Origin of the sequence: Sporolactobacillus terrae (genome assembly GCF_019930545.1) — a bacterium.
GTDB classification, from domain to species: Bacteria; Bacillota; Bacilli; order Bacillales; family Sporolactobacillaceae; genus Sporolactobacillus; species Sporolactobacillus terrae.
Window position 1 is genome coordinate 169,459 of sequence record NZ_CP082837.1, and the last position, 11,844, is coordinate 181,302.

At 48.6% G+C, this 11,844-nt stretch carries 11 protein-coding genes; all 11 read left to right on the top strand.

All coding sequences use genetic code 11. From position 1 onward, the window contains the following. Window positions 1–114: 114 nt before the first annotated feature. The 11 genes from K7399_RS00730 (at window position 115) to nspC (ending at window position 11,826) form a co-directional block, all read left to right on the top strand. Window positions 115–774 carry a sugar transferase gene (locus tag K7399_RS00730; RefSeq protein ID WP_037563407.1) on the top strand — a complete coding sequence of 220 codons (660 nt, stop codon included), beginning with the start codon at window positions 115–117 and terminating at the stop codon, window positions 772–774. Window positions 775–810: 36 nt separating this feature from the next. Then, window positions 811–1,746 carry a GDP-mannose 4,6-dehydratase gene (locus K7399_RS00735; RefSeq protein ID WP_028983730.1) on the top strand — a complete coding sequence of 312 codons (936 nt, stop codon included), beginning with the start codon at window positions 811–813 and terminating at the stop codon, window positions 1,744–1,746. After that, window positions 1,733–3,247, top strand: a complete 1,515-nt coding sequence (gene tuaE, locus K7399_RS00740; protein WP_128166242.1) for a teichuronic acid biosynthesis protein TuaE — start codon at window positions 1,733–1,735, stop codon at window positions 3,245–3,247. The genes K7399_RS00735 and tuaE overlap by 14 nt, the downstream gene beginning before the upstream one ends. After that, a complete protein-coding gene (locus K7399_RS00745) occupies window positions 3,244–3,933 on the top strand; it encodes a hypothetical protein (protein WP_028983728.1) in 690 nt (229 codons plus the stop codon). The genes tuaE and K7399_RS00745 overlap by 4 nt, the downstream gene beginning before the upstream one ends. After that, a complete protein-coding gene (gene tuaG, locus K7399_RS00750) occupies window positions 3,933–4,715 on the top strand; it encodes a teichuronic acid biosynthesis protein TuaG (RefSeq protein WP_028983727.1) in 783 nt (260 codons plus the stop codon). The genes K7399_RS00745 and tuaG overlap by 1 nt, the downstream gene beginning before the upstream one ends. Window positions 4,716–4,730: 15 nt before the next feature. Beyond that, the gene (gene tuaH / locus K7399_RS00755; RefSeq protein ID WP_223362446.1) at window positions 4,731–5,888 is read left to right on the top strand and encodes a teichuronic acid biosynthesis protein TuaH; all 1,158 of its coding nucleotides are present in this window, start codon (window positions 4,731–4,733) and stop codon (window positions 5,886–5,888) included. Window positions 5,889–6,299: 411 nt separating this feature from the next. Then, window positions 6,300–7,091, top strand: a complete 792-nt coding sequence (gene speD, locus K7399_RS00760) for an adenosylmethionine decarboxylase (RefSeq protein WP_197021210.1) — start codon at window positions 6,300–6,302, stop codon at window positions 7,089–7,091. Between the two features lie 17 nt (window positions 7,092–7,108). After that, window positions 7,109–8,554, top strand: coding sequence for an aminotransferase class I/II-fold pyridoxal phosphate-dependent enzyme (locus K7399_RS00765; RefSeq protein ID WP_028977073.1), 1,446 nt, complete (start codon window positions 7,109–7,111; stop codon window positions 8,552–8,554). A 5-nt stretch (window positions 8,555–8,559) separates the two neighbouring features. Then, on the top strand, window positions 8,560–9,411 hold the full coding sequence (speE, locus tag K7399_RS00770; RefSeq protein ID WP_128166244.1) for a polyamine aminopropyltransferase: 852 nt from the start codon (window positions 8,560–8,562) through the stop codon (window positions 9,409–9,411). A 67-nt stretch (window positions 9,412–9,478) separates the two neighbouring features. Beyond that, the gene (locus K7399_RS00775) at window positions 9,479–10,678 is read left to right on the top strand and encodes a saccharopine dehydrogenase family protein (protein WP_028977071.1); all 1,200 of its coding nucleotides are present in this window, start codon (window positions 9,479–9,481) and stop codon (window positions 10,676–10,678) included. Between the two features lie 11 nt (window positions 10,679–10,689). After that, window positions 10,690–11,826, top strand: a complete 1,137-nt coding sequence (gene nspC / locus K7399_RS00780; protein ID WP_128166246.1) for a carboxynorspermidine decarboxylase — start codon at window positions 10,690–10,692, stop codon at window positions 11,824–11,826. The last annotated feature ends 18 nt before the right edge of the window (window positions 11,827–11,844 follow it).

The following is an 11,844-nucleotide window of genomic DNA, read 5'->3' on the forward strand; positions in this document are numbered from 1 at the left end:
TTAAACCATTCCTTTACACAACCTTAAACGAGTCATCATATTGCCTACATAAAGGTTCACTATAATTGAAACAAGTTCAAAGGCAAGTAGTGATGAACTGGAGAGGTGTTTCATGTGAAGCCGGAAAAAGAAATACGCGCGTGCAGCGGCTATTCAATGGTCAATCGGCCGCAAATTGCACTCCCCGAGGGGATCAAAATGTATCTGCCAATCAAACGAGGCTTTGATCTGCTCGCTAGCTCAGTCGGGATCGTGCTTGCTGCACCGATCATTTTCATTTTCGCCTTATTGATCGTTTTGGAGACGCCGGGATCGCCGTTCTACGTTCAGGAACGCTGCGGAAAGGGTGGAAAACGATTCAAATTGGTCAAGCTTCGTTCGATGAGAAAAGATGCCGAACGCGGCGGTGCAAAATGGGCGGAGGCAGATGATCCGCGCGTTACCCGGGTCGGTCGATTTATTCGGAAAACACGTATTGACGAACTTCCTCAGTTTCTTTCCGTACTCAAAGGGGACATGTCGCTGATCGGTCCGCGTCCGGAGCGACCGGTATTTACCGAGAAATTTGATCGCGAGATTCCGGGATTTAAAAACCGCCTGATGGTGAAACCGGGCCTAACTGGGCTTGCCCAAGTGAGCGGCGGCTATGATTTGTCACCAAAAGAAAAACTCGTTTATGACTTGTACTATGTCCGCAACCTATCGCCAATGCTTGAGATCAGCATTTTGCTGCGCACGGTCAAAGTCCTGTTGACCGGGGACGGAGCCCGCTAACAAACTGGATGACTTTTACGATCAGGAGGGATTTCCATGGAAAAAGTATTGGTAACCGGCGGTGCCGGATTTATTGGCTCACATGTTGTGGAGGTCTTGCTAAAAAAAGGCTATGCCGTTGCCGTTATGGATAACTTTTCTACCGGGCGTCGGGAGAATATTGCCAATCTCCCGGTCGATCTTTATATTTGCGATATCGCCGATCCATCGGTCATTAATGTCGTTAAATCGATTCAACCGGACTATATTGTTCATCTGGCTGCGCAGATCAGCGTGTCGCAATCGGTTGCCGATCCGCTGTTTGATGAACGGACGAATGTAACCGGATCACTGAATATCATGAACGGTGCACGTCTTTCCAATGTGAAAAAAATCGTTTTTGCTTCATCTGCGGCCGTATATGGTAACCCGCTGGAAATTCCGGTCACAACCGAGCATCCGACGCAGCCGGAATCTCCTTACGGATTAACGAAACGAACGGTAGAAAATTATCTACATCTATTCGCAAAATTTTATGATTTACGCTCTAGCATCTTACGTTTCAGTAATGTATACGGTCCGCGTCAGGATGCGGATGGTGAAGGTGGTGTGGTCTCGATCTTTTCCGATCGGATCCAAAAAGGAACGCCGCCGATGATCTATGGCGACGGCGACCAAACGCGTGATTTTATTTTTGTGGAAGATGTGGCCCGTGCCGTTGTTGCCGGCCTCTCCGTTAAAGAAAATCTATGCGTCAATGTCTCATCGCAAACGGCGATCAGTATTAACGATCTGTTTCAGTTGATGAAAGATGTTTCCGGATCAGATCTGGAGGTTTACTATGGGCCGAAGCGCAGCGGCGATATTCGCCACAGCATGCTTTCCAACGAAAAGGCCAAAGAACTGCTGCATTGGAAACCTGAGGTGTCGCTCAAAGATGGGCTGCGGATGACCTTGCGTGCCTTGAAACGGAGAAAACGTGAAGCCGTTTGAGTTTAGCGAAGCCATGAACCGATCGCAGCAATACAATCCGCGAGCGCAGCGGGAGGATCATCGCGCGATTCGTGAACATGTCGTTCTCATTGCGCTGCTGGCGGCTAGTTTGCTGGGTATTTATTGGATTGGAGACACATGGCTGCAGCTTGTGGCCACACTCGGCTGGATTTCAGTTGCGCTGATCGCCGTGCTTTATTTAAAGGAGCATACATCATCATCCGTACTGCTGACAAGCATGATGTATGTCTTCGTTGCCTCAACCTTTTTAAATCAAATCGTGTTTCGCGTAACGATTGGTTTCTTTACGCTTTTTATTTACAGAATCCTTTTAATTGCGAGTGTCGTCGTGTTTCTTGTCTATGTGGTGAAAAGCGGCGGATTGCGCGCGCAATGGGTAAGGACGCCGGTCAAAGGTGTCCTGCTCTTTCTTTGTTTTTGGATGGCCTATGCGCTGGCTTCGCTTACCTGGGCGTGGTCGGTTACGGAGGGCATTAAATATCTGTTCTTGCTCGGCATCGGTATGCTGTTCATTTTTCTTGCGGTGTTTACATTTACGCGCGTGCGCCAGTTGATCGCTTTTCATGCAGTCTGGATGGTGATGAGCGGTTGCTTGATTGTCATCGGGCTTGTCAATCATTTTGCGCGCATTCAGCTGCCGACGTCAACGTTGTTTAATGGGCCGAACTACAAACAGGGCTACCCTACCGCCGTATTCACAAATCAGAACGATTTTGCATTGCTGCTTTCCGTTTCGGTCTTTTTTTATTTAGCGGCGCTTCGAAACGTGAAACAGCCGTTTGCCCGGCTGCTCTGCCTATGCGCTGCCGGACTGTCGATCTGGCTGATTATCCAAACCGAATCGCGTGCTTGTCTGCTGGGGGTTGCGGGCGGGATTGCCTGCTATGCACTCCTCATGCTGCCGAAAAACGGCAGAAAAATAGCCTTGTGGGGCGGTGGCTTGTTCGCAGCTGCAGGTGTACTGCTTCTTTCGGGAAAACTACTGGAGATGCTGCAGCATATCATCCGTGCACCTGCCGTTTATGCGGTTAATGAGAATCCAAGTTCAAATACGGTACGGATGAATCTGTTGCAAAGCGCTTGGCACTATTTAACGGATACGTATGGATTCGGCGTCGGCGCAGGCAATCTTTCGGTTTATCTTGAACAGCAGCCGGTCACGAATACCGATCAAATTTTCGAGGTGCATCATTGGCTTGGTGAGATTACCGGGACATTCGGCTTACTGATCGGCGGCGGTTATCTGGTCATGTATCTTGTCCTCTTTTTCTACTTATATAAAGCACATGCAAAACAAACGGATCAAAAAGCAAGGATGCTTGTGGAAACTGGTTTGACTGCTCAGACGGCCTTTCTCATTTCCAGTATCAGCCCCAGTTCAGTCAGCAATCTGTATTTTCATTGGGTGTTCTTAGGTTTTGTGATTTGCTGCGCAAGCGTCCTTTGCTCAGTTTCAAAGTCGGGAGAGTCGATGAAATGAATCTACTGAAACGGTTTACCACACGCTTAAAACACTATCTATGGCTGGTGCTGGCCCTTCCTGCCGCACTTGCCGTCATCGGTTTTCTCGTACCGGTTGGCGCGATGCCTTCTTCTTATCAAGCGCAAGCAACCGTGCAATTGGGAAGCTATGAAGATCCCATTTTTAACGAGACGAATCCGGTCATCCTAATGCTTACCAACGCGCCATTCTATCAGCAGCAGCTGCCGCAGCTGTGGGCGCAAAATGAACAAGAATTGCTGAGCAAAGTGGAGATTCGCGATTTGAACAATCGTTTGATTCAGCTCCGTTACCGCGCGCCATCAAAGGAAGAGGCAAAGAATGGCGCGCAAGCCATAACGGATGCCTTCCTTAATGCTGATCGGCAGCATTATAACCGGAGGGAAAAATTAATCGATCAAACGCTTTCACAATTAGAAAAGGAAAAGGCGCCGGCAACTGATGCTGCTGCGGGGACGCGATTCGTTTATAAACTGCAAAGCTTAAAATTGACGATGCGACCGGCTCAGCAATTGGAGCAGGTATCAAGCAGCGGAGCGAGTGTCACAACCTTATCTTCGAAGAAACGGGCGGTCCTTGGTGCCGTGATCGGAATGACGCTTGTGCTTCTCGCGGCGGCATTGCCGGAATTTATTCGTAAAAATAACGCGAGGGGAGCTGAATAATGATGGCTGCGGAACACGATGACAACACTCTGATTTCGGTAATCACACCGACGTACTGCGCGGAAAAAACGATTCAGCAAACGATCCAATCGGTACGCGCACAGACTTGGCCGTACTGGGAGCTGATCCTTGTCGATGACGCTTCATCCGATCAGACGTGCGCGATGCTTCGCGAGGCGGCCAAAGAGGATACACGCATTCGCCCCATCTTTTTAGGGGAAAATCATGGTGCGGCCTTTGCTCGGAATACGGCGCTGGATCATGCGAAAGGCCGTTATGTTGCCTTTCTCGACAGCGATGATTGCTGGAAGCCAAGAAAGTTAGAAAATCAATTGCGGTTCATGGAAATGCATCAGTATGCATTTACTTTTACCGGCTATGAATTGATGGATGCAGAAGGGCACTTGCTCAACAAAATCGTATCGGCACCCAAGCGTGTGACTTATAAAAGAATGTTGAAAAATACGATTGTCGGCTGTCTGACGGTGATGATCGATCGAAAGCAGACCGGGACTTTTCATATGCCTGATCTTCGTTCCAGACAGGACTTGGCAACTTGGCTTTCTTTGCTGAAAACAGGACTCGTGGCTTACGGGATGGATGAGGTGCTGGCTGAATATCGAATCAGCGGGAAGACCTCACTGTCAGGGAATAAATGGAAGGCGGCCAAGAAAACCTGGTTTGTCTACCGAAATGTCGAACGCTTGCCGCTGATCCCGTCCTGCTGGTATTTTGTTCATTATGCAGCCCATGCCTTGATGAAGCGAATGATCAGCATCTGACTGGAAAGGAAGACCATGATGAAAGACATACATGTCATTGTTGGTGCAGGGCGATGGAGTCAGGACGGACTGCGCTATCGCCGCCATCGGCTCGCTGAATTTCTTGCGTCTCGTTGTGACACCGAACGCGTAATCTGGCTTTGTCCCGCGCCGCATCGCGAGACGGATCACAAGGTCGGCGCGGGCCAGCGTATCGAGCAGTGGACGGTTACCGATTTATTGCCGCAAAAGGCGTTTCGTTTTTCTCGTTACCTTCCCTTATTTCACCAGCGGCGCCTGAAGCAGCTCGTTCATCGGTTGCAGATTTATCAGGGGCGTTTCCATTTGTATTTGTGGTATACATTTCCGGGCTTTCCAAGCTTGAGCCATTTGCTGCGCTGGGAACGTGTCGTGTATGACCGCAGCGATCTGTGGGCAGCGCCGATCAGCGGCCGACTGTCCCTTGCGCGCCGAATGCGAAGACGCGTGATTGCTCAATCGGAGCATCGAATTGTCACGCGTGCCGATCTGATCTTCTGCACGTCGGATGACTTGCATCACGTCACCGATCAAGAGCTGCCGGTCGCCAAGCAAAGCCGCGTCCGAACGTTTGAGAATGGGGTGGATTACGCGATGTTCGAGGCGGCAGGCAAGCCGACAAAGAATGCGCGAACCGTGCTCGGCTACATTGGCGGGATGAAGCCCAAGTTGGATTTCGCCCTTTTGGATGCCGTTGCCTGCCGTAAACCGGATTGGACGATTCTGCTTGTTGGTCCGGACAGTACCCATGGCGATCCGAATTTCAAACAACTGCTTGCACGTCCGAATGTGACTTGGGTAGACGCAGTACCTGCGGATCAGGTGCCGCATTACATGCAGCAAGTGACGATCGGACTGATGCCGTATAAAGCATCGCCTTATAATCATGCTGTTTTTCCGTTAAAATTGTTTGAATTTCTTGCTTCGGGAAAAGCAGCGGTCGGGATTCATTTGCCTTCGACGAAAAAATATGAACGAGAGGGAAGCTATCTTTGCCTGGATCAATCAGATCCGGAGCTGTTGATTCGTGAGTGTGAACGGCTCACGCGCATCGCCAATGATCCGGTTTATATCCAGCAGCGCAAAGCCGTTGCAAAAGTAAAAGACTGGCCAACCATTTTTGGAACAATGCTTCATCACGTTAAACTTGATTAACAGCGGCGGATTGCCGCTTTTTTGTTTTTGACCTATTCTTCGTATGGACCCTCTATAAGGTTCGCGAAATTCGCTTTAACTTTTGCGAAATTTGCTTTAACTTTTTGGGAATTCGCTTTAACTTTTTGGGAATTCGCTTTAACTTTGGGCGGATTCTTTTTAACTTGGCGGGTCGTTTTTTCTTCACACGTTTTTTTGTATTTCGATCGATGAGATGGATATAAATAATAGAAGAAATTGGTTTTTGCTGTGTATTATTTTTTCTTGACTTGAATCGGGTTGTCTATATAATTAAATTAGATTTTTATGTGTGTGACGATTCGACAATTATCGCCGTAGCGGCTTATTTTTTTCTTGTAGCGAATGCCATCGATTGTGAGTAGAGAACCGGGAAAGGTTGTGGGGATAGGGTTGGAAAACAAACTGAAATTGTACGGCTTCAACAACCTCACGAAGTCACTAAGTTTTAATATTTACGATGTCTGCTATGCGAAGAGTGAACGTGAGCAACGCGATTATATTACCTACATTGATGAACAGTACAATTCAGAGCGGCTGACCCATATTCTTTGCCATGTCACGGAGATGATCGGTGCGCATGTGCTCAATATCAGCAAACAAGACTACGATCCCCAAGGTGCGAGTGTTACCGTACTGATTGCTGAGCAGGAGTTCCCAAAGGATCAAATTGATCGCTCATGCAATCTCGGGCACTATGCGGACACCATTGTCGGCCATCTGGATAAGAGCCATGTAACGGTGCATACCTATCCGGAATTTCATCCGGGCACGGCGATTGCCACGTTCCGCGTTGACATCGATGTGGCCACATGCGGGGAAATCTCCCCATTGAATACACTCAATTACTTGATCGGCAGTTTCGATTCCGACATCATCACGGCGGATTACCGCGTACGCGGGTTTACACGCGATGTCGATGGAAAGAAATTGTTCATGGATCATCCGATAACATCGATTCAAAATTATATCGATGACGAAACACTTGAGAATTATGATGCCGTTGACATTAATGTTTATCAAGCCAATCTTTTCCATACCAAAATGCTTATTAAAGAACTTGATTTACAGAACTATTTGTTTAATCGCGATGTACTTGAAATCCCGCCGAAGGAACGTTTGAAGATCAGCAGCAATCTCCGCAGGGAAATGATTGAGATCTACAGCGGGGCGAATATTTTTTAATTATTGGAGTGCTGCTTATGAATTTATCACAAGAACGCGCGCCTGTCCTTGAGGCGCTGAATCGCTATAAAGCGATGCGGGTCGTGCCTTTTGATGTGCCGGGACACAAACGAGGCAAGGGGAATCGTGAATTAACCGATTTTCTTGGAGAAAAATGCCTGACCGTTGATGTGAATTCAATGAAACCGCTTGATAATCTGTGCCACCCGGTGTCGGTGATCAAAGAAGCAGAAGAACTGGCGGCTGAAGCATTCGGGGCGAAACACGCCTTTTTTATGGTGAACGGAACAACCTCCGCTGTGCAGAGCATGGTGATGAGTGCTTGCAAACGCGGTGAAAAAATGATTATGCCGCGCAACGTGCATCGCAGTGCGATTAATGCGCTGATTCTGAGTGGAGCGATTCCCGTTTACGTCAACCCGGGCGTGAACCACGAACTTGGTATTTCACTTGGCATGTCGGTTGCCGATGTGAAGCAAGCAATTCTGGAAAATCCGGATGCCAAAGCGGTTTTAATCAATAACCCAACCTATTATGGCATTTGCTCAAATTTAAAGGCGATTACGGAACTGGCGCATCAGCACAACATGCTGGTACTTGTTGATGAAGCGCACGGGACGCACTTTTATTTTGGCGAAGGGCTTCCAGCCTCGGCGATGTCGGTCGGCGCCGATATGGCTGCAGTCAGCATGCATAAATCCGGTGGTTCGCTGACGCAGAGCTCGCTCTTGCTTGTTAACGGATTAAGCGAGGGTTATGTCCGTCAGATCATCAATTTGACGCAGACGACAAGCGGCTCCTATCTGCTGATTTCTTCTCTGGACATATCGCGCCGCAATCTCGCCTTGCGCGGCCGCGCGATTTTTGAGAAAGTGGCTCAGATGGCCGAGTACGCGCGTGCAGAAATTAATCAGATCGGCGGGTATTACGCGTACGCCGAGGAACTGATCAACGGCGATTCGATCTATGATTTCGACCGTACGAAATTGTCCGTGCTGACGCGGGATATCGGTCTTGCCGGCATTGAAGTTTATGACCTTCTCCGCGATGAATACGATATCCAAATCGAGTTCGGCGATATCGGCAATATTCTTGCTTATCTTTCAATCGGCGATCGGATCATGGATCTCGAACGGCTCGTGTCGGCCTTGTCGGAGATTAAGCGGCGCTATGCCAAGGATCGGACCGGTATGTTAAGCCAGGAATACATTCGTCCGGAAGTCATTCTTGCCCCTCAAGAGGCCTTTTATGCGGAAAGTGAGTCGACAAGACTTGAGGACAGTCTTGGACGGATCTGCGGCGAATTCGTGATGTGCTATCCGCCGGGGATTCCGATCCTCGCTCCGGGCGAAAAAGTGACGGCCAAGGTACTTGAATATATTCAGTATGCGAAGGAAAAGGGCTGTTTTCTTACCGGTACACAAGACAGTCACGTCAACGCAATCCAGACAGTGAAGGAGTGAACGGCTTGGACTTATGGTTTACAGAGAAACACACAGATAACGTGAAACTGTCGATTAAGGTTGACCGACAAGTGTACAGCGCGCAAAGCGAGTTTCAACGGATCGATATTTTCGATTCGCTTGAATTCGGGCGCTTTTTGACCCTTGACGGGTATATGATGCTGACGGAGAAGGACGAATTCATCTATCATGAAATGATCGTCCATGTGCCGATGGCCGTCTTGCCACAGGTGAAAAAGGTGCTGGTGATCGGCGGGGGAGACGGCGGTGCGGTCCGCGAACTTGTCCGCTATCCGGAAATCCAGCAAATTGATTTAGTTGAAATTGATGCGCAAGTCATTGAAGCATGTAAAAAATATTTGCCGCAAACCGCAGCCAAATTAGATGATCCGCGCGTGATCATTCACGAGGCGGATGGTTTGAAATTTGTTCGTTCAAAAAAGGATGAATACGATTTGATTATTGTCGATTCAACCGATCCTTTTGGTCCTGGTGAAGGCCTTTTTACAAAGGAATTCTATGGAAACTGTTTCAAGGCGCTTACGGCAACCGGGGCAATGGTCAACCAGCATGAAAGCCCATTCTATCCGGTTGACGCGATTGCAATGCAGCGCGCCCATAAGCGGATCGTTGATTCCTTCCCGATCAGTCGTGTCTATCAGGCGCATATTCCAACCTATCCATCTGGCCACTGGCTGTTTGGCTTTGCGTCGAAGCACGGTCATCCGCTTCAGGACTTTGATGCACAAAAATGGAAGGCACGAAACCTGAAAACCCGCTATTATAATGATAAAATTCACGTCGGCGCATTTGCACTGCCGAACTATGTCAAGCGGATGCTTGAAGAAATGGAATAAATGTGTCTGATCCATTATTAATGAGTCCTTGCAGTGGACAGGCTACTTTTAAGGAGGCGTTCGTAAATTGGGTAAAGCATTGATGATCGGCGCAGGCGGCGTCGCAGGGGTTGTAGCACATAAGTGCTGCCAGAATTCAGAGGTATTTGAAGAAATTTGTATCGCAAGCCGTACACTTTCCAAATGTAATGCCCTCAAAGAAAAGTTGGACGGCGGTAAGACAAAAATTACGACCGCACAGGTAGATGCAAATCATGTTCCGGCATTGATTGCATTGATTGAAAAGGTGAACCCGGATATTGTAATCAACGTCGCGCTCCCTTATCAGGATCTAACGATTATGGATGCGTGTCTGGCAACGAAAACAGACTATGTGGATACGGCAAACTACGAGCCGGAAGATACGGCCAAATTCGAATACAAATGGCAATGGGCGTATCGTGACCGCTTCAAAGAAGCCGGCATCACCGCACTACTCGGCAGCGGTTTTGATCCGGGCGTGACCGGTGTATTCTCTGCATATGCTCAGAAACACTACTTTGATGAAATTCATTCAATCGATATTCTCGACGCTAACGCCGGCGACCACGGCTATCCATTTGCGACTAACTTCAATCCGGAAATCAACATTCGTGAAGTAACCGCGAACGGCAGTTACTTTGAAAATGGTCAATTCATTGAAACCGAACCAATGGCGATCAAACGCGTCTATGATTTTCCACAGATCGGACCGAAAGACATCTACTTGCTTCACCATGAGGAAATGGAATCCCTTGCGCAAAACATTAATGGCATTAAAAAGATTCGCTTCTGGATGACCTTTGGTCAAAGCTATCTGACGCATCTTAAAGTTTTGGAAAACGTCGGCATGACTTCCATTGAACCAATCGAATTTGAAGGAAAGAAAATCGTTCCGCTGCAATTCCTGAAAGCCGTTTTACCAGACCCGGCATCACTTGGACCGCGTACAAAGGGCAAAACGAATATCGGCTGCATCTTCCAAGGCGTCAAGGACGGCAAGCCGCGCACCTATTATGTTTATAACGTATGCGATCACCAGGAATGCTACAAAGAAGTCGGTTCTCAGGCGATTTCATATACAACCGGTGTACCGGCGATGATTGGTGCAGCAATGGTGATGACCGGAAAATGGAAACGACCGGGTGTTTACAATATTGAAGAATTCGATCCGGATCCGTTTATGGATGCGTTGAATCAATTTGGTTTGCCGTGGCATGAAGAATTTGCGCCAACGCTAATCGATTAAGGAGCTTGCCAATGGCTATCGATTTTACTGCGGCTCCATCGCCAAGTTACATTGTTGATGAAGATCTGCTTGTGAAAAATCTTGAACGCTTGAAACAACTGCAGGAGCGGACCGGCTGCAAGATCCTGCTTGCACAAAAGGCTTTTTCAATGTTCGCCTTTTACCCACTGATCGGCCGCTACTTGAGCGGGGTTGCATCCAGCTCCTTGTACGAAGCACGGCTCGGCCGTGAAGAGATGGACAAGGAAGTGCATATCTACTCACCCGCTTACGATGAAAAGGACTTCGCTGAAATTCTCGAGGTGAGCGATCACATCGTCTTTAACTCATTCAGCCAGTGGGCGCGCTTTAAAGACCAGGTGAAGCAGGCACCTCGGGTGATTGAATGCGGCATGCGTGTCAACCCCGAATATTCGGAGGTTGAGACCGGACTTTATGATCCCTGCGCGCCATACTCGCGCATGGGCGTTACGGAAACAAATTTTGATCCGGACGCCCTGGAGGGACTTGACGGACTGCATTTCCATACGTTATGTGAGCAGAATTCGGATGCGCTGGAACATACGCTGAAGGTTGTGGAACGCAAGTTTGGCCAATACCTCAAAGGCATGAAGTGGCTCAACTTTGGCGGTGGTCATCACATCACACGCAAGGGTTATGATCTGGAACGGCTCGAACGCTGCATCACATCGGTGCAAGAAAAGTATGCCATTGATGTTTATTTGGAGCCGGGCGAAGCGGTGGCCTTGAATAGCGGCTATCTTGTGGCTAGCGTTCTCGATGTGTTTGAAAATGGAATGCCGATTGCCATTCTGGATACTTCGGCGACCTGTCATATGCCGGATGTACTGGAAATGCCCTATCGGCCTGAGATCCTTGATGCAGGAAAGCCCGGGGAACGTGCCTTTACCTATCGTCTTGGCGGGCCAACTTGCCTGTCCGGCGATGTGATCGGCGACTATTCCTTTGATCAGCCGCTCAAAGTCGGCGACCGTCTTGTCTTCTGTGATATGGCCATCTATTCGATGGTCAAAAACAATACCTTCAACGGCATCGCGCTGCCCTCGCTTGTCAAGTACAGCGAACAAGAGGGGCTGCAGACGATCAAAACGTTTAACTACGAAAATTTTAAAACAAGACTTTCTTAATCGACGAGCTCCTGCCAG